Here is a 21,910-nt window from a genome sequence, read left to right on the forward strand (position 1 = left end):
TAGATCTCTAAGCAGTGTAATCCCCTCCTACCGCAGCCACACCTGTACGTTTCTTGCTTGTTATCCGGTTCCCACGTACGGGACCGAAGTACCGATCATACAGCAGCCTTTTTTTGTTATGTGCAATCATCTGGTCAACGGCTTTGTGGTCTGTTCCTGAGTGCTGCATCGTACTCTCAATCTGCTGCATTGCAATTTCCCGTTCAGCACCTGTGCCCTCCACAGCGGCCTGACACAAGGCTTCAAATCCCGGTTCACCCAGCTTGCCAAGGCTCTCAGCACTGTTATAGCGTACTCCCCAATCTTCATCACGCAGCGCTTTGCGCAGCAGTGGAATGCTGCCTGCCGCATGTTTCGAACCGAGCGCCTGCACCACTTCGGCACGCACCTCTGGGTCCGAATCCTGCATGAGCTTCAGAATGGTCTCGTCCTGAAGTGCCGGACTTGCGCTAAGATATAGCTTCACCGCTTCTGCCCGTACATCCTGATGTTCTGCGCCAACAAGTCTGTCGAGTGCAGGCATCACTTCGGGTACAGCTTGTCCCCACATCGCAACCAATCCCACTTTGACAAAGTCAGGATTGCGATCTTCCAGCAACTCAATCAGAATTCTGCTTGTATCCAGACTGGTTTCGAGCAAAATATCTGCTGCCAGATGATGAATCGATTTTCCTTTGGTTAACAGCAACGCGAGCATATCTTTCAGTTCACCCTGACGGATGGTACATCTTGCGATCGAACGACCAATCATAATTGCCATCGGACCAGGTTTTTCTTCCTTAAGCAATTCCATCAAGCCTGGAACGGCCTCTGGACAACGCATGCCGCCCAATCGATACGCTGCATCAATCTGGCGTCCGTAACGAATACGACTCAGTTCCTTCAGATCATGCTCTACAAATCCGGCTTCACGGCAGAGTACAATCAATTTGTTGCGATACTCGCCCTTGAACTGATCAATCCATTCAATAAGTTTGCTCTGGATGACCCGACGCTCGAGTGGGGCCAACTTCCCAGGTGGCAATCTCAGGGGACTGTCCTCTGTCAGCGCCGTCTGCAGATACGTAAAGTAGTCACGCTGCTTTAATTTATAAAACTCAATCTTGCGCCGTTTGCCGTTGTGGGACATTTTCATGGCAAACAGCAGGATTACACCCACAGCGACGAGCGCCGTACAGATGTATAGAAATAAATAAGCCAAAGCCAAATTCGGAAACATGTGAAAAGGTCCTCCTTTATACTCATTTATTCGGTCTGAAAACTTGGAATTTGTTCATACCGTTTCTTCATTTCCTCGTAGCTCAGTTTCAGTCGTTCACTGTACTGTACCTGCTCCCAGGGCTGCCAGCTGTATCTAGGCAATGTTTTCACATCCAGTGTCTTCTGGTCACCACCAGGCCAAGAGATATTTCCAGTAGAACGATCCATTAGCCACGGAACCAGGGTCACACCCTTGACTGCGACAGTTTCGAATTGCCGTCCACCTTTCAGCGCTCCATACTTGATCGCTTGCAGTGAACTTGGGTCACCGAATCCAAGCAGCATCCATGGAATACGCATCTCGACCTGATTACCGTTATATTGCCAGGCGGTTAACGAATCGGTATCGGATTGATCTGGAGCTGTCGTTCCCCGTTTCAATGTACCCACCTTCTCATTCATGAACGGTTGGGCGGAACGGGTATCCGGTGGGGTCATCCGCAGGCTGACCGCCAGGTTCCATGGATGGAATGGATCTGCCGCATTCTCTTGCTCCTCGGGCAGCATCCCGTAACCGTCCTTGCCATAGAGGCGCTGGTTAAAGTCATAGTCCTTGGCGATCTCCACTTGTGATTCATCATCCTGCCCCAATGTAATCACTGTTTCGAGTCCATCACTCAGCGTTCGATCCGGAAGTCTCGTACCCGGCTGATTGCCGCCATCCAGCGTATCCGTTCCGATGCGCAGCAAGGTCTGGTCCGGGTCAAAAGGTTGATCCAGCGTCATGCCAATGTACAGGTAGGCTTCATCATGGGTCATTTTCATTTCCTTGATGCCATCTACCTTGCCTTGCCAGACGGTGACCTCTTCCTTCTTCAGCGCATTCCAGTCATCCAGTTTCCCGTCGATGGTCAGCTGTTCCTGCTTACCGGGGTCCATGGCGAGCAGACCGAACATCTTCTCATTCGTCAGCACGTTCAGCCAGTAGGCGCGCCGATCAGCTGGAATTTCAAGCGGCATCGTGTTCCAAGTTTTTTTGAACCACTCATCCTGCCACATGAATAAAATCGCTCCCGCATACCCTTCATCATAAATATCCTGAGTCAGCGATGCGTCGATCTCGCCCTGCTCGACCTCGTTATGTCCGCCCTGATCCCGACCTCCCATACCGAGATGGGAGATTCCAAGCGAAGAAGGTACACCGTACTCTGTAATCATTACAGGCATATCGGAAAACTCGGCTTTGAGCTTGCGCAGATAACTTTTGTACGTGTTGTACTCGCCGTTCTCATCCTTGATCGTCTGGAGTGTCTGGTCCGTATGGAACAAGTCCGGGTAATAAGGGTACACATGGTATGCTGCAAAATATCCGCCCTGCCACTCTTCCGGTTGAATATGTCGCGCATCCACACTCACCAAATCCTCTTCGAACAGCGGCTCGCCCGGATGATCCAACACATCGGTTGTTACCCAGTTGGTGAAGGTCATTGGATGCTCCCACCCGTATTTCTTCTCCAACACGGCGGTATAATCCAGTAGCTCTGCGAGCCAATTCTCGAACGGTGATGCATCCTGCGTCCCGGAAAAATGAACGCCTTTGTACTGCGGCACGTCAGGATGGCTCTCATTCGTGTTGTTCACCATCGAAGGGTCCCACTCGGTCCCCACATGCCAAGCCATCAGATATTTCCCGGCATTCGTCTTGTATTTGCCGCTTGACTCTCCCGGTTTATCGGGAATGTCCGCATCCCCATATACAGCCGATACCGCCTTTTCAATCTCCTGCTTGAACGTCTGCTCAATATGGTCAGCATAGGCATCCTGCTTCTCGATCAACTCTTCTTCCGGCGACCATATGCCCTGTATAAAATATAACGGTTGCTCCCGGCCACGGTTATACTCAACCAATGCGGTGTAAAAAATCGGCTCATGTACCGTGTACACCCGGATTACATTGGCCCCCAGATCCTCAATCTGCTGGAACCACTTCAAGTAATCCTCTTTGGTCAACGGAAATTCGCCCGGGTAATGTCCTGGTGATGTAGCACCCAGGTTCACACCTTTCACGAACATCTCCCGCCATGCGCCATCGGGTCCATATTCCATGAACCGGTCTCCATCGGTCTTGAATTTCATCTCCGTGCCATTATCAGCTGTGTACGTAACGAGCTGGGGTTGCATATAGTGCCAGCCGGCAAATATTCCGCCTGTCACTACGGCCGCTCCTGTCAGCATCGTTAGCAACCAGCGTCTTCGTCTTCGTCTGCTCATGGCTCTTGATTGCTCACCTCTCTAGTATGCATCCTGCTTCATCTGCGGATCTTAAATGACATGAAGGTCTGCGGGAAATCCCGCATCGGATGTCCGCTTTGGGTAGAGATGTCAGCGGTGTAGTTCTCACTATAGCTCTAAGACTCTGCATTTGTAACTAGGCTGTTGGAAGCAAACGTGAACTGCAACATTCTGCCCATAATTCGTAAAATGCGCCATCAACTAGCATCCATGAGCCCTTCTTGCTCTTATGTCCCATGGACACGAATATATGCCACTTTAACCGTCCGTTTGAGGTTCTTCCAGGCTTGCACATCTCTACCCGTTATTGTTATATGCAACGCGGATTGCGAGATCTGTTTCCGCTTGAACGCTTACCCCATTAAACGCTAATGATATTTTAAAGTTGCGGACATTTTTACAGTATTAACCATAAAGATTACAAAATTGATACTATAGTCCGATAACGTATCCTTGAAAACCCGCGTCCTATCAAGGTTTTCTGAAAAGTGCAGAAAATGAAAAAAGGACATCAGTCCCCCCCTATAGGACTGTGCCCATTTATATTACTTTTACATAAAGCCCAATGAACACCCGGTCATCACCCGGAAGTCACGGATCTCTTACACGAAATGTAAAAAAATACATCTTTTTTCCTAAATTTTGACTCTAATAGGTCCATCCAATAATTGTGTCCAATTTGCAAAATAATTCCGGTTGCCGCATCTGGCATTGTCGGATATGCTTATAAAACAGGAACACTTGTTCCATACTGTAAATAAACTGTAAAATAACGTTGACTGAATGAATCCCATCACTGCACAGAAGCAGCCGAATCATGAATAAAAGGAGAGAAATACTATGCCCCGCAAAGACGGACGTGTCATTATGCTGGCCGATTGCCAGTCATTTTATGCCAGTGTGGAGAAGTCTGCACATCCTGAATACAGAGACCGTCCGCTTGTTGTTGCGGGAGATCCTGCACGCCGTTCAGGCATTATTCTGGCAGCCTGCCCACTCGCTAAGTCCTATGGGATTACTACAGCAGAACGGCTGGGTGAGGCTCTTGCCAAATGCCCCGATGTTGTCGTTATTCGTCCCCGGATGGCCGAATATATTCGTGTTTCCCTACACATTACCCGTATCCTTCAGTCCTATACCGATCTGGTTGAACCGTATAGCATTGACGAACAGTTCCTCGATGTCACCGGAAGTTTAGACCTGTTCGGCAGTCCTGAAACGATTGCCCGCAGCATTCAGGACAGGGTAATGGAAGAGACTGGCGTCTATATCCGCGTCGGCATCAGCGACACTAAGGTTGTCAGCAAGATGGCCTGTGACCTGTATGCCAAAAAAGTCCCCGGAGGCATCTATACATTGCCCCGCAAGGACGTGCAGACAACATTGTGGAAAAAGCCTGTTCGAGACATGTTTATGGTCGGTTCCCGGATGGGACAGCATCTCTATAAGATGGGGATTCATACGATTGGGGATCTAGCGCAGACTCCATTGTCCCGGCTGAGAGAGCGTTGGGGTGTAAATGGTGAGGTACTGTGGCGTATTGCCCGCGGGATCGATGATTCTCCGGTAAAACCCGGGACATATGCTCACCAGCAGCAGGGCATTGGACATCAGATGACATTGCCTCGGGACTATGAATCGTGGGAAGACATCAAAGTGGTGCTGCTCGAACTGGCGGAGCTGGTCAGCCGGCGTTCCCGGGACAAATCGCTCATGGGCAATGTCGTCTCTGTAGGATGTCGGGGGCAGGATTACGATCGTCCAACCGGCTTCTCCCGCCAGATGAAGGTGAATGAACCTACCAACATCACCGATGAAGTATACGATGCGGCAGCAGCTTTGTTTCTGCGCCATTGGGACGGATTACCCATTCGCCGCATCAGCGTGTCATTGACCGGACTCGTGCCCGATTCCGAAGTACAGCTGTCCTGGTTCGATGACCGTGAACGCAAAAGAGAACTGGAACGTGCCACGGATGACATCAAGCGCAAGTTTGGAGAAACCGCGATTATGCGAGCCTCCTCGCTCTGCTCCTCCGCACAGGCACAGGACCGTTCTCATAAAATTGGAGGTCACTATAAATGAGTAAAAAATTACAGCAAAACGGGATTTTTGAGTCGTCGCGCATGATGCTTCCCGAACACCGGGAAGCCTACATCATTCATCAGGAGCAACTTGCTCCCCGTACCCGTCCATCTCTGGATGCCCAGGCAGCGGAAGAAATGTCCCGTTTGCTTAGTAACTCCATGCTGCTCGGGGATACAGTCACCATCACCCTGTTCCATGAACATGATGATATCCGCTTTACCGGACAGGTGCTCCGATTGGACTCCCCTGCCCGTACCCTTAAGCTGCTGATGGAGAGTGGGACTCGGGACATTCAAATGAATCTTATTACTGATGTGGTACTCGCGAATGAATGATGCGCGCCAAAGACCCAGACGTCAGACAGCCTTACTTTTCTGGGTGTTTGACTCGTCAATATGAACCATATCTTAAGGAGTGAAGCTTTTTTTTGGTTCACCATATTTTCTCCCGAGGCGAATGAACTTGATATAAAGGGAGCATCCCGAATTCACCCCAGCGTTGCGGGTGTACCGGAATAGATGCAGCATGGCCATTGCTATGCAGGACCCTTTTCCTACGGGATCTGAACCAAGACTGAAGCAGCCAACAAGCCACATTCCTATCGGACTATTTCGTTCCAAAGAAGCAAAAGGACGAATTGGTGATTCATCGACTACTCAGGAGGGTAAGGGGATGACTTCGTTAGAACAAACTCCAGTCAAATTCTCTGGAAAGACGCTCAAGCAGATGCACGCCTGCAATGCTGTTTCCTTTCCGATTCAGAGCCGGACCTACAAGACCGATGCCGAACTGGCCTGGAACCAGAGTCAGAATTCCACCCGACACTCCACTCTTGGCAGGCAACCCGACCTGAATCGCGAATTCGCCTGATGCATTATACATACCGCAGGTAGTCATGAACGTTTTGGCGATCTGCACATAACGACGAGGAATAAGCTCAATCCCGGTGATCGGATCTGTCCCGTCATAAGCAAGCACCAGTGACATACGGGCCAGGTCTGCACAAGTCACCTCGATGGAGCAATGGCGGAAATAGACGGCAAGCACATCTTCGACGTCATCCTTGAGCACACCATTGTGCTTCAGAAAATAACCAAGCGAGCGGTTCAGGTGGCCTGTCTCCGATTCGGACCGATATACCGCCTCGTTATAGTCCAGCCGATCATTATTCGCGAGCTTGCGGAAAAATTCCAAAATGCGCCGTGACTTCTCCTCTTTGCAATCCCCGGCAATCAGGGACGATACCGTGATCGCGCCCGCATTGATCAATGGATTAAACGGAATGCCCGGTTCGACCAGTTCAAGCTTGATCATGGAATCATAATCATCGCCGGTAGGTTCTTTTCCTACATTAAAAAAGACCGCTTCCTCCCCATGATCCATCAGGGCCAGAATGAGTGTAAATACCTTGGAGATACTTTGCATCGTAAACGGGACACCACAATCTCCGGCTGACACATGATTGCCTTCGGCGTTCATGATATGTATACCCAGTTCGTCCTGTGAGGCCTTGAATAACTCGGGAATATAAGAGGCTACTTTCCCCTGTCCGGTGTGCAGACGGCTGGTCTCCAGCCATTCCGGCAACAACTGGTTCAGACGTTCCATTGCAGCATTGCTCATCTCCATCTCCTCCAAATCTCTGTATGAGCATTTCGCATGCCTCCGAATGACGAGTTCCCATCGAAGTGATGCAAAATGCCCGATATAGTATGTATTACCCGCAAGCCTGATCCCTTACCGCTTCACCTGAAGATTCAGCTCCAGAATCTCGCCGGGTAACCCATGATAATCTCCAACCCATGTGGATACAAAGTTCTGTCTGAGCAATATTCGACGTGATGCCGCATTGGACGGATCGATAACCGCATAAAGTACACCAATTCCCGCCGCCTGTGCCTGAATAATCAGCCGAGCTGCGATGGAAGTCCCGTGTCCTCTCCCCCAATGCTCCGGCAGAATCATGTAACCCATTTCCGCCCGGGACGGATCGGATTCATCCGGGATCAGTTTGGCGTAGGCCATTCCTACCCCATCTTCACCAGATATTCGATAATAGCCACAATTGTTGCAGAGATTATAATTCAGCATGGATTCAAATTCCGCAGTAGCTTCATGCTCAGGCAGAGCACGTTCGGTAATCTGTTGCATGACTTCAATATTGGACACAAGAGCATAATAATCAGCAAAATCAGATGGTGCATATTTCAAGAAATTCATGACGAACATACCTCCTCCAAATGGCTAACAAGGACTTGCTCTTTTTATTTCACCTAGAGTATACCAGAAGCCAAGTATGCATTGCACACAACCACTTCATGTACAGAATTCTCATTCCTATCAGGTCCAGCAGGTACCAAAAAAGCGGCCTCCGTAGGAGACCGCCCAGCTTGCTTTTTATAAGAACTTCGTCCCCACTACGATCAGCTTGCCCGGGATGAAGGGTTAAGATTCAAATGCTGTTCACGTTGACGTGTACGACGTCCTTGACCCGGAGGCGTAATCATCAACGCCAGCAAGAGCGAGACGGCACACAGTACAGCGATCACAATAAAGGTAAGATGGAATCCGCCCAGCATGGCGCTGATAAACGATCCAGCCAAGGCACCAAATCCAAATCCCTGATAGATGACGCCGTAGTTTTTGCTCTGATTTTTCAGTCCAAAGTAATCTGCCACAATCGCCGGGAAGACCGTGATATTGCCGCCGAAACAGAATGCGATAGCGGCTACACAGGCGAAGAAGATGCCAAAGCTCAGCGGTACCAGGCTCAGCGTCATTACGGCAACAGCCGTAACCAGCAGTGCTCCGGCAATAACTTTCATCCGTCCTACTTTATCCGACAACGCCCCCAGAATGATACGTCCAGCAGTGTTAAAGATCGCAACCATCGCCACCGCATTGGCCGCCGTAGCCACATTAAGACCTGCCAACTGCACACCGATGTCTTTCACAATACCGATCAGATACAGTCCACTCATACAGGCCGTGAAGAAAATAACGAACAGCATATACGCTTCTTTCGTGCGCAGCATTTCTTTGACCGTATAATCATGACGTGTTTCTGGTTGCTTCGCACCGTCCGTGCTACTTGCTGGAGCTTGTTCACGAACAACCGCTTCACGGATCAGGAACGAGCCGCCCACGATCAATACCAACACAATAATGCCCCAGTACATAAAAGCTTGAGCAGGACCAACAGCACCAATTAATGCCGAGTTCACGTATTTGAACAACAGACTGCCTGTACCAAAGGCCCCGACCGATATACCTGAGATCAGACCTTTTCGCTCAGGGAACCACTTGATCAGGTTGGACAGGGAAGTAATGTACGCCGTACCATCCGCGAATCCAACCACAAATCCGGCCAGAATATAGAGCAGTGTCAAAGAACTCACTTGAGAACTGAGCACGAGTCCCAGACCAAGCACTACACCCGCTACCCGAATCAGGCGACGAAGCCCCCATCGTTCTTGCAGTCGGCCGGCAAATAGTGTGGCAAATGCCAAAGCAAAGCTGGTAATCGAAAATGTTATCGCGACCGAGCTGACGTCCCATCCGAAACGATCAGACAACGGTTGATTAAATAAACTCCAGGTGTAGATGGTTCCGAGACCCATTTGTACAATGATGGTTCCCAGTACAATAAGCCAGCGGTTCATTTTCATAGTTGTAGATGCTGAATTAGGTGCGGATGAAATAGCTGCTTTCATCGTGATCTCCCCTTTGCCGATGTCATATATATGAATGCGTTCACAAGCTAATCATACATGAAAGGGGATTCATTACACCGATTTGAGCATGAGTTGCATCAGATGCGGAATGAAATGCCTCTAGATGCGCATGAGCTGCCTGAATTCTTTGACTTTGCCCCGGCTAACCGGTACTTCAGCCTCCAGATCACGCAAACGAAGCAGGTACGTATTGTTAAACCAAGGCACAATTTCACGAATTTGAGACAAATTCACGACGTAAGAACGATGGCAGCGGAAAAAGGTTTCCAGCGGTAATCGACCGTGAAAATCCGAAATACTGACCGGCATCGTAAACTCACCGTTTTTGGTATACACCTTCGTAACTTTCTCTTGAGCTTCCGCATAATAAATATCGGCGGTGTCTGTCACAATAATATTGTCATTGCGCAGCAGGTTAATGCGTCGTTCCGTCTGGGTATTGGATTCACGCGCCTGCATATTTGATGCAGACCATTCATCGTTGGCTTGAGCCGCATTGTGAGCCTGCCCATCGACACTGCCATGTTCACGTTTCTCCTGCTCATGATCCCGTTTGAACGCCGTTTCGAGTTTATGCAGCATCGCGGCAATTCGTTTCTCATCATAGGGCTTCAGAATATAGTCAAACGCCTCCAGCTCAAACGCTTCAGCCGCATGCTCCTTATAAGCCGTTGTGAATACGATATATGGCTTGCTCGCAAACTTTCCAATATGATGTGCCAGCATCATGCCGTCCAGCGAAGGGATATTTATATCAAGAAAAATAACGTCGACTTCCTGCTCCTGCAGAAACTTCAGCACATCCAGTCCATCTTCCAGACAATCTACCACTTCAATTTGGCTATGTTCCTGTATCAAGTAATTCAGTTCCTCACTTGCCGGAATTTCATCTTCAACAATAAGGGCTCTCATCGACAGTTCATCACCTTGTTACTACATCTCCTTTGGGTACATCAAATAAAATATCGGTTCCTTGCTCCAACCGTGTAATCGTTAACCCTTGTCCATAAATGAGCTTCACCCGACGATGCACGTTGTACAACCCGATCTGGTTGGCTGGCATCCGGTCATGGTAAACACGCTCAATAATGTCGGCTCCAATGCCTGCTCCTGTGTCACTGACCCCAATTCGCACAAAGTCAGGATAATCCTGTACCCGAATCCGTACGGTCCCGGGTCCTTTTACCTTGAGAATACCGTGGATAATGGCATTTTCCACAAGTGGCTGGATGACCAGACTTGGAATATGCACAGCCACCTCATCAATATCATAGATGACGTTAAGCCTGCTGCCGAAGCGCGCCTTCTCGATCTCCACATAATTGCGGACCTGCTCCAACTCCTTGTGAATATCGATAAGCTCATCCGATAGCTCCAGGTTATAGCGCATATATCCAGACAGATTCACAATCAATTCGCGTGCCCGATCCGGCTTGGTGCGAATGGATGAGGCAATGGCGTTCAGCGCATTGAATAGAAAATGAGGATGAATTGTGGTCTGCAATGCACGCAGCTCCGCTTTATTGGCCGCAGCCTTGATCTCCTCCACACGTGATACTTCCATCTGGGTGGAAATAATCTGGGACAGGCCCACAGCCATCGTTTGCAACGGATACGTAATCTTGTAAGCTTTGCGGTAATAGATTTTCAAGGCACCCGTTACTTCGCCCCGCTCTTTGAGTGGAATGATGAGGAGGGAGTGGATATCCGGCGTTTTTTCGTCAATGACATCATTGCTGATCGTAATCTCTCCGCTGGAGATCGTCTTCTTCGTCATCTCACTAATAATTTCATTACCGATGTGATATCGTTCCTCACCAAATCCCACATAAGCCAGTACATTTCGGGTATCCGTAATCGCAACCGCATCAGCCTGAATATCCTCCTGAATAATCCGGCAGATCGTACGCAGGGAGTCTTCATCAATGGAACGGAAGTACGGCAAGGTCTTGTTCGCAATCTCCAGCGCCAGCTTGGCCTGACGAGCTGCAATCATTTCCTTTTCCCCTTCCACACTCTGCACCAGCAGTACGATTAGCCCAATATTCACCTCACCTAATATCATCGGCAGCGCAATCTTCGAGACAATGTCGGCCCCCAGTGGATCGGGATAGGAATACAGCAGGATGAGCAGCATCGTAAGCGCCTCACAGATCATTCCGGCCGCAATACCGATCATCCAGCGCTTCGACTTAGGCGTATACTTATGTATATACCCGGAGACCAGACCTGCAAGGATACTCGTGATCAGGCACGGGATCGCCGTAACTCCATCCATATCGATTAAATATCGATGCACCCCCGACACAATCCCGGTAATGATGCCCACAGGCCCCCCGAACAGAATACCGCCAGACATAACAGCAATAATGCGCACATTCACCAGCGAACCTTCCACATTAATACCGGTATAGGTACCGAAGATAGCAAATGCACAGAATAACAACGTAACCGCAATGTACTCCTGCCATCTCAATTTTCCCTTTTGCAAAATCTGTCTAAACCGCGGTATCCTCGACAGAAAGAATAAAAATATAATTAGCAGTGCCGCCCGTTCAAACAGCCCCAGCAGCATCGTAAACATCTCCGTCAATCTGACTTCCTCCACATCCGTCAAAAATAAACGCCCATTATCGCAGCAGCGTTTTCCTCACCTTAAAATCCATGTATGCTCGTATGCAACAGTTTACCGCTCCCCCAGAAGGAAAGCAAAGTCGATCCTGTGAAAATGGAAGTAGCCGAAAGTCGCTAACCTATTGAACAGACGATACGGAATTAATTTTGCTCCAAACCATTCTCTTCCCTACCAACAAAGCTTCACTTTCCTACACATATAACTCCACTTCCAAAAATCCACTGTGTTATAATTAATTGGAACATTATGCTAATTAATCAAACTGAAATTTATTTAAGAAAGGTGTATTTAAATGTTTGTAATGCTACTGATAGGCTCACTCCTGCTTTTTAGTGGTTTGTGGTACATCATTTACTTTATCTCGAAACGTACCCAAAACCCTAATCGCTCGTCTGCTCATGTGCTGAGAGTGATTTTAAGTATTTCGATCCTCGTACTAATAGTTGAAAACTACATATACGAAACAGTACCTTCTAATGCCATTTTAATTTTAGTATTTATTGCATCTTTAATAGCCACTAGCCCTTATTCTGTTAAGAATAAAGAGTGATGGGATGACACCAGTTTCCTGTCTCTCTCCTATTAGAACTGGATTATAATCAACATGCTTCGTTTATCTCGCATTGCAAGGAGGAGTTTCCTTAATGAAAAATCTCTCTTGTGGTATTTTATCTCTATGTATAATTGGAGCCTTACTTCTTTCTGCATGCGGAAAAGCGGACGACAATTACCCCCTTTCCAATAGCGAAAAACCTAGCAACACAACAAGCGGAGCCCCTTCAACCAACATTACACCAAAAAACTTTGAAAGTCTGATTGAGCCAGCGGAGATTGAAGAAATTAAGGACATCACAGCGGCCGAATTTAAGAAGGGCGTCTACATTGATTTCGACAAATATAAAAGCAGCTTCTTTGACGAAAAGATTATCTCTAAGTTAAGGAACAATCTGGAATCGATTGTAGAGAACAACGAAAAAAAGTTTAAGCAGAATCTGAATAACAAGTCTTTGGAATCCATTAGAGAAGGCTTTTATTACAAAAACACAGCCGATCAATTCATGTTCTATGAGTTGGATCTTTTAGAAAAACTCGATCATCCAGAACAAATTAGAGTAGGTGTGCGCTTTGTTAGAAAGTCCTCAGACGGTAGTATTGAGAATCAAGGCATTACCTACTTCTTTACTAAAAACGAAAAAGGTGACTGGGGTATTGAAAACATAGATTAAATCCCAACTTGAAAATTTAAAGGAGATTTAATCCAATAGTATTTTGTATCAAGTAACACATGTTCTTGACTAAAACAATCAAAAGGGCGGTCCATAAGTCATATTCCTGACTTATGAACCGCCCCATCCACTAAAATTACTTCATACACATTCGATGTAATTTGGTTTTTATAAAATGAACTTCCAGTTACACAGTAACGGAGAGTGCAGAACCAATCTGGAGAAGCGAAGCTAAAAGCTTTCTGAAAGAAAGCTGCATCGGAAGCATACGCTCGCCTTTATCACCGGATTTTACCCTTTGAAAGGGTAATTCAAAAAAATCCGGGGATAACAGCGATCGGAAGATGGTACTGCACTCGGAGTGGCCCCGTGTAAATGAAACTGTTTCATTTTATACCACCCAACATTCTATCGAATCCCTACCTAAACATGCCCCACAACTTAATCAAATGAAACGTATTGTTCGGATCGATCTTCTGCGCAAGAACAAAAGCAACAAATTGTTCCTCCTGAGTCGCAGAAAAATTCTCGTTCAAAATGACCGCTGACGACTTGACCAGCCTTCTTACCTTGGCCTTATCCTGCAAATCGGACTTGGTGACCCCATCTATCAACTTTTTGATACGCTCTTTGACAGCGGGATTTTTCATCTTTGTTTTGATCCGCTCCACCAGCTGCGGACTAATTCCATATTGTTGGTAACCCAAAACGAACAGCACCTCCTGAATAATGAACTCACTTCTTATTCATATGACAGGAGGGCCTGTACACTTGACATTTTCCCACGGAAAATGTGGAAAACCACACATTCATAGCCCGATCAATCGATCAGATCACCCTGGAATACTTGCTGCTGCTGTAAAAAGTCACGTAAAGGAGCGTAGTCAACAGACGTCCAGAAGCTCGCATCCGCAATCAGGCTGGAGACGTCATCTCGCGCCTGCTCCAATACCTCAAAATCTGCAACCATGTCGGCAAGACGGAACTCCGGTAATCCACTTTGCTTGGTGCCAAAGAAATCGCCCGGTCCCCGCAGATCCAGATCTCGACGGGATACCTCGAATCCATCTTCGGTTTCCGTCATGACCTTCATGCGCTCCTGCCCCACCTCTGTCTTGGGGTCTGCAATGAGTACACAATAGGATGCATGAGCGCCCCGACCGACCCGACCACGAAGCTGATGCAGCTGCGACAGACCGAAGCGGTCCGCATCCATAATGACCATCAGCGTTGCGTTAGGCACATCGACCCCGACCTCCACAACTGTTGTGGAGACCAGAAGCTGAATTTCGTTGCTGTAAAAGTCACGCATCATCTCTTCCTTCTCGCCAGCCGTCATCCGTCCATGCAGCAGACCTACACGGTACTTCGGAAAGTTCTGTTGCATCTGGATATGCAGGTCAATGGCATTCTGTACATCCAGCTTCTCCGACTCTTCAATGAGCGGGCAGATCAGATAGGCCTGACGTCCCTGGTCCACTTCTCGCGAAATAAAACCAAGAACCCGGTCCATCATGTCATGCTTGACCCAGTACGTCGAGATAGGAATCCGCCCCTTTGGACGTTCCGAGATGGTCGATACTTCAATATCACCAAAAGCTGTAATGGCAAGCGTTCGCGGTATCGGCGTCGCCGTCATCGTTAACACATCCGGGTTATAGCCTTTACGCCGCAAAATGCTGCGCTGGTTCACACCGAAGCGATGTTGTTCATCTGTAACAACAAGACCCAAGTCACGGAAAAATACATCCTCCTGAATCAAAGCGTGTGTACCCACAACGATATCGATCATACCCATCTGCAAGGATGCAATCAGATCTTTGCGCTTCCGTCCATTCACGCTGCCCGTTAACAGCCCCACAGTTACGCCAAAAGGTTCAAACAGCTTTTGCAGTGAGCGCATATGCTGTTCTGCCAGAATCTCCGTAGGGACCATCAGAGCCCCCTGAAAACCGGAACGAACGGTCGTATACAGCGCGATCGCCGCAATAACCGTTTTACCTGAGCCTACATCTCCCTGCAGCAATCGATTCATCGAATACGGTGAACGCATATCATGCAGAATTTCAAGCTCTACCTTCTTCTGTGCATCCGTCAGTTCAAATGGCAAACTGCGAACAAACTCCCGAATCGTCGTATTATCCGTTGTGTGCACTACACCATCCATACGATCCCGGTTCAATGCACGATACGCCTGCATCTTGAGTTGAAACAAAAATAGCTCCTCATACACCATCCGCTGTCTGGCCTGCTGGCCTTCCCGGTTATCCTGCGGACGGTGAATCCCGGCAATCGCCTGTTTGCGAGGCATGAATCCATATTTGTTCATGAGTGATTGAGGCAGAATTTCGGGGATCATTTCCCCGAATTGGACTAACCCCTGATTAATCGTTTTGCGCATCCATGACTGCGTTAGCTTGCCGGTTACCGAATACACAGGCTGCAGCGTGCCCGATCGTCCTTCCCCTTTATCCGGGAATTCCGAGTCCGTTACGGTCATCTGCATACGCTTCTGTTCCCATTTCCCCATAATAACAATCTCCCGATTGGGCGTAAGCTGTTCTTTCAGAAAATGCCGATTGAACCAGGTGGCTGAAATCATCCATTCTTCCGTCATCACCTTACAGGTAAGGCGTGACTTTTTGCCATAACGCTGCAACACCGGGATGCCCATCACTTTACCCTGTACCGTAATTTTGTCCCCGTCCTTCACTTCACTGAGCGAACGCAGCCGATAATCCTCATAACGGAACGGATAATATTCAAGCAAGTCTTTTACAGTAGAGATGCCAAAGGCGTGAAGCTCTCCCTCTTTGAGAGCACTCACGCCGCTAATTTGTTTAACCGATATTTCTTCCCATTTCATGTCTAATCCCTCATTCCGGAACAGGCCACATAAAGATGGCAATTACGCCAGGCCCAACATGGCTGCCAACGACAGCTCCAATATTGGTATACACCACTTCATTCAGTGTAAAATGTCCACGTAATTGCTCTGCACAAGCGATCGCTGATCCGGGGTCTGCGGTATGACCTACCGCCAGATTAACACGTTGACCCGCCAGATCCTGCTGAAACAGCTCAATAATGCGTGCCATGGCTTTTTTGTGACCTCTAACTTTCTCCACTGCGTAAATAACGCCTTCCTCATCAATGGACAAGATCGGTTTAATATTCAGCAATGTTCCCAAGATGGCCGCAGCTTTGCCAATCCGGCCGCCTTTCTGCAAATACTCCAATGTATCTACGAGAAAGAACAGCTTGCGGCTCTTCTGCATGGCTGCTACAGCCGCAGTGATCTCCGCAGCGGATTTGCCTTGTTCGGCAAGCTCGGCAGCCTGTACGACCAATAAACCATATCCATAGGATGCAGACTTCGAATCCAGTACCGTTATATCGCCCTCACGTTCCAGCAACGATTTGCCGAGCAGTGCCGATTGATAGGTACCACTCATGCCGGAAGACAAATGAATCGATACAATGGGCCGTTCCGGGTCATCATCCAACAGTGTGTTATAGATATTCATAAAATCGGTGGGAGAAGGCTGTGAGGTTGTAGGCAGCACAGATACCTTCTCCAATTTTGCATAGAACTGTTCCGAAGTCAGATCAACGCCGTCTGCATAAGCTTCTTCCCCGAACAAAACACGCAGCGGAACAACATGAATCCCGTATTTACGGATCAGTTCTTCCGGTATATCTGCCGTGCTATCGGTTACGATCGCAACCTTGTGGCTCATCAGATCCCCTCCTCTTTGCTTAAGTGCTTTAGGACTCTACAGAGAACAAATAATAATAAACCGGCTGTCCTCCAAGATGCACCTCTACCTCAGCATCAGGATATTGTTCTTCAAGCCATGCGACAAGCGCAGCGGTAATTTCAGGGGTAGCCTCGTCCCCTTCAAGGATGGTCACCACTTCATCTCCGCTCTCCATCATCTGTTGCAGCAGACCTTCACATGCGTTCAGCATGCTTTCGTCCGTTGCAACGATCTTGGAATTATGGATACCGATGTAGTGTCCAGCTTTGATATCAAGCTCATCATATTGTGTATCTCTGACCGCATGAGTCACTTGACCGGACTGTACCCGGCTAATCGCCTCAAGCATATGGTCACGGTTGGTTTCCGCAGACTCATCCTCCTGGAAAGCAAAAGCCGCTGCCATGCCCTGAGGGATCGTCTTGCTCGGAATCACAATAATTCGACGCTCATCTTCAAGCAACTCCCTAGCCTGCTCGGCAGCAAGTACAATATTGGAGTTGTTCGGCAAAATAAATACCTGTTCTGCCGCGATCGAACGCACCGCTTTCACAAAATCTTCAGTGCTCGGATTCATCGTCTGTCCACCAGACAGAACAACATCCACGCCAAGACTCTGGAAAATCTCTGCAATGCCGTCACCGGAAGATACCGCGATGAAACCATATGGTGCCATCTCATCTGCTGGGAGCACGGCTTTTTCCACGCTACGCGCCGCTTCAGGTGGAATCTCTGCGAACAGCTCAGGCGAAGGCGCAATGTCCATGCCTGCAGTCAGCAGATCACGATGCTGCTCACGCATATTGAGAATATGAATTTGTGTGATTTCTCCATAACGGAGAGCCAGGTTTAATACATCCCCTGGTGTCTTGGAATGCACGTGAACCTTAATCACTTCATCGTCAGCAATAATAATGATGGAATCCCCGTTAACTGACAACGCTTTCCGGAATGCTTCGTCATCAAATGCAACACCTGCGTTCTCTCCAAGCTCGCGGTTAATAAAGAACTCCATGTCATACAGGAACTCAATATCTTCCGTTTCCAGTCGCGCTTGGGCAGACATTGGCATCTCCGGTACGATTACCTGCTGTGCAGGCTTCGCAGAAACCACTTCTGACGGTGCAGCCGGTTTCAATGCAGATGCCGCTACGGTTGGTTGTACGTCTCTCTGGAAGGATGTACGACTTGCCCCGTCCGTTTGCAACAGAACGTCCATAAAGCCTTCGTAAATATATACAAGCCCCTGACCGCCTGAATCCACAACACCGACCTGTTTCAATACAGGCAGCAATTCCGGAGTCATTGCCAGTGCTTCTTTTGCTTTTAACAATACTTCATTCATTAATTCAGTTATATCATTCGTCCGTCTTGCGTAGTAGCTGGCATGTTTCGCCGCTTCCTTGGCTACGGTAAGAATGGTCCCTTCAACGGGTTTCACTACGGCTTTATAAGCTGCGTCCACACCGTTCTGCAGAGCTGCGGCGAACTGGAGTGTATTCAGTTCCTCATAAGGAGCAGCTGAACGACTGAATCCGCGGAACAATTGCGATAATATTACTCCGGAATTGCCCCGTGCGCCCATAAGCAGGCCTTTTGATAAAATACCGGCAGCTTCTCCGATGGAGGCAGAACTCTTGCGTTTAATCTCTGCGACTCCTGCACTCATTGTCAAATTCATGTTCGTTCCCGTGTCACCATCCGGCACAGGGAAAACATTCAGGGAATTGACGTGCTCTGCATGCTGTCCAAGTTGTTCCGCTCCGGCAAGTACCATTGCGGTGAAATCTGTTCCATTTAAAGAACGTATACTCAAGTGAGAATTCCCCTTCCTAGCTTGATACACGAACATCTTGCACCAAGATGTTATCTGGTCTGTTCATGCGCAAACGCTTATCGCGTTATTCTTCGTCCATACCTTGTCCGGCACAGGCATAATAATACATAATGTCAGCCGGATTAACGGTCTGGGCGGCCGGGCAACCGATATCCTGCAATTGCTCTGTTACCCCTAATTCGGGGCATACGGATATGCACCGGTATCAAGAGCCGGCATGAATGCCGCATGGAGACTGGTGCCAATGATGGAATGCCGCAGCTCACAGCGTTGCCAAAAAAGCAGACCACCGACCCTTTAAGGCCGGTTTTTTCTCCGGCTTCCCCGCGGCAACAGCCTGTTCAACGCTGTATTATGGACTATTCAACATTGTACTATATTAGACAGGAGAAATAAATAAAGTTTTTGGATCAGTTGACGAAGCTTTTTTCAATATGATATTATATTCAAGTATTGTTTTATGCAGGTTTAGTAATGGAAATGATCCGGCTATGCCGGCTTGAACAACGCCATTAGCTACTGGAACCTGACCATTGTGGTCAGGAAGAACAATTTAGCCCGTCTGGAATGGCATTCGTGTCTCCTTAGGGCAACTGGTTATTTTAGGATAGGAGGTGTAATCTATGTCTCGCAAATGTTATGTGACAGGTAAGAAACCGGGCACCGGTAACCACGTATCCCACGCTAACAACCGTAACCGTCGTTCTTGGGGCGTAAACGTTCAGAAGGTCCGCATTCTCGTGAACGGTAAACCAAAACGTGTATACGTAAGCACCCGTGCACTGAAAGCCGGTAAAGTGACTCGCGTATAATCACGCAAAGCTACTATAAATCGGGTAAGCAAAAAGCACCTTGTTCCTTGCAGGTGCTTTTTTGGTATTCAGAAATAAAATCATGAATACACACATCAGCATGTGAATGTCCGCCGCATGGCGCTTCGCAGGTCCGAATTCCAGATGATCCTGAAGCCAAAGCGGCGGTATTCGCCAATGGAACCTTTTAATCATGTCAGTTCTTTTGAAACGTATTAAGAATCGCCTTTACAAACCCTCCCAAAAACTTCGGCAGTTTGAATGTGTAAAATTTCATACTTCACCCTCCCCATCATGCTCATGCATCCGCCGTATCCTATGCTCCAGGCCTTCTTTGCCTTAAACACGACAAAAAAGGCTACATGAGAAACCTGCTCATGTAACCATATTTATGCGGAACCCTTTGTCCCTATTCCACAATGACGAGCCTGGTTATCAGGTCATTTAGGTTTGAGTAGGGATATATTGATAAGCAGCGATCATGAATACACTCAATAAGTAATACAGTATGCTGAAAATCACAAAAGTAACCCGAAGTCCTGTACGGTCAAATTTGCGGAAGTACATAATGACAACACCAACCCCGATCAATGACGTAATCGCATTGTATGGGGATTGAATAACCGCAAACATAGCAAGCACCAGTCCCGTAACGAGACTCGCAGCCATGGTCCACAGCGTCTCCTTGAGGTTCATGCTCAGCCTCCGTAACTACTGCGAATTTCGGCAATCGCGGCAGCGCGATTTTCACGTCCAAATACAGCACTTCCCGCAACGAGCACATCCGCTCCAGCTTCAACCACAAGCGGAGCCGTGTCGGCAGCAATACCGCCATCCACTTCAATATGCACGTCATGACGTCCTTTTTCGTTCAACCAGCTACGAATTTGCTTGATTTTGTTCATCGTGCCAGAGATGAAAGCCTGTCCACCAAAACCGGGATTTACGGTCATGACAAGCACCATATCCACATCGTCCAGCACTTCCTGAATAGCACTCGCCGGAGTTCCCGGATTAAGGGCAACCCCTGCTTTAACTCCCTGTTCCTTAATCAGATGAATAACCCGGTGCAGATGCACACAAGCCTCAGCATGAACCGTAATGACAGCCGCGCCAGCTTTTGCAAATTCCTCAACATAACGCTCTGGGTTCTCAATCATCAAATGCACATCAAGCGGCAAGCTTGTATGTGGAGCGATCGCTTTTACAATCGCAGGTCCAAGCGTAATATTAGGGACGAAATGACCGTCCATGACATCAACATGAATCCAGTCTCCGCCAGCAGCTTGGGCTTCCGCCACTTCCGCGCCGAGACGGGCAAAATCCGCAGATAAAATAGATGGGGCAATTTTAATCATATTAATACCTCCGCTTTTTGTCTTTCATTTCTGTAAGGAATTGTTCGTAATGCTTATAACGGCTTTCGGAAATCATTCCCTCCGCCTTGGCTGCAAGCACCCGGCAACCTGGTTCGTGCGTATGGGTGCAGCCTCGGAACTTACACTGATCGGCATATTGAGCGAACTCCCGGAAGCAAGTGGATAACTCCTCCACACCAATCTCCAGGAAGTCCAGTTGGCTGAATCCCGGCGTATCCGCGACAAAGCCACCATTATCCAGAGGTATGAGCTCCACGTGCCTGGTGGTGTGTTTCCCTCGGCCAAGGCGCATGCTGATTGCACTGGTCTCCAGGGTTAGACCTGGCATCAAGGCATTCAGCATCGAAGATTTACCTACACCGGATTGCCCGGAGAATACGCTAATCTTGCCGGCAAGACGCTCCTTGAGCAGTTCATTGCCTTCACCGGTTCGTGAACTGGTAGAGATAACTTCATATCCAATTTGCTCGTACATAGCTTTTACTTCTGCTACTGTATCACGGGCATCGTTTTCTGGATCAGCCAGGTCCTGCTTCGTGAGCACAATCAGTGCATCCAGTCCAGCTTGTTCGATATGTACCAGGAATTTGTCCAACAGATTGAGATTCATGTCCGGTTCCTTAACGGAAAATAACAGAACAGCCAGACTTACATTGGCTACAGGTGGACGAATTAACTCCGTTTCACGTTTGCGAATCTCATCTACTGTTCCTTCTCCGTTCTCTGTCAGCATATAGCTGACTCGGTCACCCACAAGTGGTGAAGTACCCCGTTTTCTGAAGATACCTCTGGCCCGGCATTGAACGGCGGAGCCTTCAACCGAAGGCACCCCGCTGTCTTCCAGTGGCATGACATAATAGTAACCGCTTAGCGCTTTAACGATGATACCTTCTGGCATAGCTCCGTCGCCCTCCTTTAATTTACAGTACATTTACCCTGAACGTCG

The 21,910-nt window shown here is 48.2% G+C and carries 20 protein-coding genes; 4 read left to right on the plus strand and 16 right to left on the minus strand.

The window, feature by feature from the left end; genetic code table 11:
• Nucleotides 1-7: 7 nt before the first annotated feature.
• Complete coding sequence (locus BLV50_RS26325) at nt 8-1,219, minus strand: HEAT repeat domain-containing protein (RefSeq protein ID WP_063565620.1); 1,212 nt, start codon at nt 1,217-1,219, stop codon at nt 8-10.
• Nucleotides 1,220-1,245: 26 nt separating this feature from the next.
• Nucleotides 1,246-3,471, minus strand: a complete 2,226-nt coding sequence (locus BLV50_RS26330; RefSeq protein ID WP_090810735.1) for a hypothetical protein — start codon at nt 3,469-3,471, stop codon at nt 1,246-1,248.
• Nucleotides 3,472-4,332: 861 nt separating this feature from the next.
• Between BLV50_RS26330 and BLV50_RS26335 the strand changes: the two genes are divergently transcribed.
• Together BLV50_RS26335 and BLV50_RS26340 are read left to right on the plus strand one after the other, a co-directional pair.
• Entirely contained in the window at nt 4,333-5,577 is a 1,245-nt protein-coding gene (locus BLV50_RS26335; RefSeq protein ID WP_063565618.1) for a DNA polymerase IV, read from the plus strand.
• Nucleotides 5,574-5,915: a YolD-like family protein gene (locus tag BLV50_RS26340; protein WP_064636634.1), complete on the plus strand. Its 342-nt coding sequence runs from the start codon at nt 5,574-5,576 to the stop codon at nt 5,913-5,915. Before BLV50_RS26335 ends, BLV50_RS26340 begins: the two co-directional genes overlap by 4 nt.
• A gap of 346 nt (nt 5,916-6,261) precedes the next feature.
• Here BLV50_RS26340 and glsA read toward each other — a convergent pair whose 3' ends face one another.
• The 5 genes from glsA to BLV50_RS26365 form a co-directional block, all read right to left on the minus strand.
• Nucleotides 6,262-7,203 carry a glutaminase A gene (glsA, locus tag BLV50_RS26345; protein ID WP_063565616.1) on the minus strand — a complete coding sequence of 314 codons (942 nt, stop codon included), beginning with the start codon at nt 7,201-7,203 and terminating at the stop codon, nt 6,262-6,264.
• Between the two features lie 114 nt (nt 7,204-7,317).
• Complete coding sequence (locus BLV50_RS26350; protein ID WP_177031264.1) at nt 7,318-7,800, minus strand: GNAT family N-acetyltransferase; 483 nt, start codon at nt 7,798-7,800, stop codon at nt 7,318-7,320.
• 203 nt (nt 7,801-8,003) lie between these two features.
• Nucleotides 8,004-9,293, minus strand: a complete 1,290-nt coding sequence (locus tag BLV50_RS26355) for an L-lactate MFS transporter (RefSeq protein ID WP_177031265.1) — start codon at nt 9,291-9,293, stop codon at nt 8,004-8,006.
• 120 nt (nt 9,294-9,413) lie between these two features.
• The gene (locus BLV50_RS26360) at nt 9,414-10,226 is read right to left on the minus strand and encodes a LytR/AlgR family response regulator transcription factor (protein WP_072735342.1); all 813 of its coding nucleotides are present in this window, start codon (nt 10,224-10,226) and stop codon (nt 9,414-9,416) included.
• Between the two features lie 10 nt (nt 10,227-10,236).
• Nucleotides 10,237-11,889, minus strand: coding sequence for a sensor histidine kinase (locus BLV50_RS26365; protein WP_079694304.1), 1,653 nt, complete (start codon nt 11,887-11,889; stop codon nt 10,237-10,239).
• Nucleotides 11,890-12,593: 704 nt separating this feature from the next.
• Here BLV50_RS26365 and BLV50_RS26370 point away from each other — a divergent pair.
• Complete coding sequence (locus tag BLV50_RS26370) at nt 12,594-13,175, plus strand: hypothetical protein (RefSeq protein ID WP_063565613.1); 582 nt, start codon at nt 12,594-12,596, stop codon at nt 13,173-13,175.
• Nucleotides 13,176-13,594: 419 nt separating this feature from the next.
• Here the strand turns inward: BLV50_RS26370 and BLV50_RS26375 are convergent, their stop codons facing one another.
• The 4 genes from BLV50_RS26375 to BLV50_RS26390 form a co-directional block, all read right to left on the minus strand.
• Nucleotides 13,595-13,882, minus strand: coding sequence for a stage VI sporulation protein F (locus tag BLV50_RS26375; RefSeq protein ID WP_063565612.1), 288 nt, complete (start codon nt 13,880-13,882; stop codon nt 13,595-13,597).
• Between the two features lie 113 nt (nt 13,883-13,995).
• Entirely contained in the window at nt 13,996-16,041 is a 2,046-nt protein-coding gene (recG, locus tag BLV50_RS26380; protein ID WP_090810739.1) for an ATP-dependent DNA helicase RecG, read from the minus strand.
• 10 nt (nt 16,042-16,051) lie between these two features.
• Complete coding sequence (locus tag BLV50_RS26385; protein ID WP_090810741.1) at nt 16,052-16,915, minus strand: DegV family protein; 864 nt, start codon at nt 16,913-16,915, stop codon at nt 16,052-16,054.
• A 28-nt stretch (nt 16,916-16,943) separates the two neighbouring features.
• Entirely contained in the window at nt 16,944-18,752 is a 1,809-nt protein-coding gene (locus tag BLV50_RS26390; protein ID WP_090810743.1) for a DAK2 domain-containing protein, read from the minus strand.
• A 644-nt stretch (nt 18,753-19,396) separates the two neighbouring features.
• On the opposite strand from BLV50_RS26390, the gene rpmB reads away from it, so the two are divergent.
• Complete coding sequence (gene rpmB, locus BLV50_RS26395) at nt 19,397-19,585, plus strand: 50S ribosomal protein L28 (RefSeq protein WP_024631107.1); 189 nt, start codon at nt 19,397-19,399, stop codon at nt 19,583-19,585.
• Here rpmB and BLV50_RS33190 read toward each other — a convergent pair whose 3' ends face one another.
• From BLV50_RS33190 to rsgA, 5 genes are all read right to left on the minus strand, one after another.
• Nucleotides 19,586-19,780 (minus strand): hypothetical protein, encoded by a 195-nt coding sequence (locus BLV50_RS33190; RefSeq protein WP_063565608.1) that lies wholly within the window; start codon nt 19,778-19,780, stop codon nt 19,586-19,588.
• A 1-nt stretch (nt 19,781) separates the two neighbouring features.
• Complete coding sequence (spoVM, locus tag BLV50_RS26405) at nt 19,782-19,862, minus strand: stage V sporulation protein SpoVM (protein WP_019424875.1); 81 nt, start codon at nt 19,860-19,862, stop codon at nt 19,782-19,784.
• 167 nt (nt 19,863-20,029) lie between these two features.
• On the minus strand, nt 20,030-20,281 hold the full coding sequence (locus BLV50_RS26410; RefSeq protein ID WP_063565607.1) for a hypothetical protein: 252 nt from the start codon (nt 20,279-20,281) through the stop codon (nt 20,030-20,032).
• Nucleotides 20,282-20,283: 2 nt separating this feature from the next.
• Nucleotides 20,284-20,943, minus strand: coding sequence for a ribulose-phosphate 3-epimerase (gene rpe, locus BLV50_RS26415; RefSeq protein WP_090810744.1), 660 nt, complete (start codon nt 20,941-20,943; stop codon nt 20,284-20,286).
• A gap of 1 nt (nt 20,944) precedes the next feature.
• A complete protein-coding gene (gene rsgA / locus BLV50_RS26420) occupies nt 20,945-21,862 on the minus strand; it encodes a ribosome small subunit-dependent GTPase A (RefSeq protein ID WP_063565606.1) in 918 nt (305 codons plus the stop codon).
• Nucleotides 21,863-21,910 lie beyond the last annotated feature (48 nt).

This window comes from Paenibacillus sp. 276b (genome assembly GCF_900107875.1).
Lineage (GTDB): Bacteria > Bacillota > Bacilli > Paenibacillales > Paenibacillaceae > Paenibacillus > Paenibacillus marchantiae.

Bases quoted from the DNA above. Each gene is read 5' to 3' on its own strand.
- BLV50_RS26340 (WP_064636634.1), top strand. From the start codon at position 5,574: ATGAGTAAAAAATTACAGCAAAACGGGATTTTTGAGTCGTCGCGCATG.
- BLV50_RS26410 (WP_063565607.1), bottom strand. From the start codon at position 20,281: ATGAACCTCAAGGAGACGCTGTGGACCATGGCTGCGAGTCTCGTTACG.
- BLV50_RS33190 (WP_063565608.1), bottom strand. From the start codon at position 19,780: ATGATTAAAAGGTTCCATTGGCGAATACCGCCGCTTTGGCTTCAGGAT.
- BLV50_RS26385 (WP_090810741.1), bottom strand. From the start codon at position 16,915: ATGAGCCACAAGGTTGCGATCGTAACCGATAGCACGGCAGATATACCG.
- BLV50_RS26370 (WP_063565613.1), top strand. From the start codon at position 12,594: ATGAAAAATCTCTCTTGTGGTATTTTATCTCTATGTATAATTGGAGCC.
- BLV50_RS26355 (WP_177031265.1), bottom strand. From the start codon at position 9,293: ATGAAAGCAGCTATTTCATCCGCACCTAATTCAGCATCTACAACTATG.
- rsgA (WP_063565606.1), bottom strand. From the start codon at position 21,862: ATGCCAGAAGGTATCATCGTTAAAGCGCTAAGCGGTTACTATTATGTC.
- rpe (WP_090810744.1), bottom strand. From the start codon at position 20,943: ATGATTAAAATTGCCCCATCTATTTTATCTGCGGATTTTGCCCGTCTC.
- recG (WP_090810739.1), bottom strand. From the start codon at position 16,041: ATGAAATGGGAAGAAATATCGGTTAAACAAATTAGCGGCGTGAGTGCT.
- BLV50_RS26350 (WP_177031264.1), bottom strand. From the start codon at position 7,800: ATGAATTTCTTGAAATATGCACCATCTGATTTTGCTGATTATTATGCT.
- BLV50_RS26325 (WP_063565620.1), bottom strand. From the start codon at position 1,219: ATGTTTCCGAATTTGGCTTTGGCTTATTTATTTCTATACATCTGTACG.
- spoVM (WP_019424875.1), bottom strand. From the start codon at position 19,862: ATGAAATTTTACACATTCAAACTGCCGAAGTTTTTGGGAGGGTTTGTA.
- glsA (WP_063565616.1), bottom strand. From the start codon at position 7,203: ATGAGCAATGCTGCAATGGAACGTCTGAACCAGTTGTTGCCGGAATGG.
- BLV50_RS26365 (WP_079694304.1), bottom strand. From the start codon at position 11,889: ATGCTGCTGGGGCTGTTTGAACGGGCGGCACTGCTAATTATATTTTTA.
- rpmB (WP_024631107.1), top strand. From the start codon at position 19,397: ATGTCTCGCAAATGTTATGTGACAGGTAAGAAACCGGGCACCGGTAAC.
- BLV50_RS26330 (WP_090810735.1), bottom strand. From the start codon at position 3,471: ATGAGCAGACGAAGACGAAGACGCTGGTTGCTAACGATGCTGACAGGA.
- BLV50_RS26335 (WP_063565618.1), top strand. From the start codon at position 4,333: ATGCCCCGCAAAGACGGACGTGTCATTATGCTGGCCGATTGCCAGTCA.
- BLV50_RS26360 (WP_072735342.1), bottom strand. From the start codon at position 10,226: ATGAGAGCCCTTATTGTTGAAGATGAAATTCCGGCAAGTGAGGAACTG.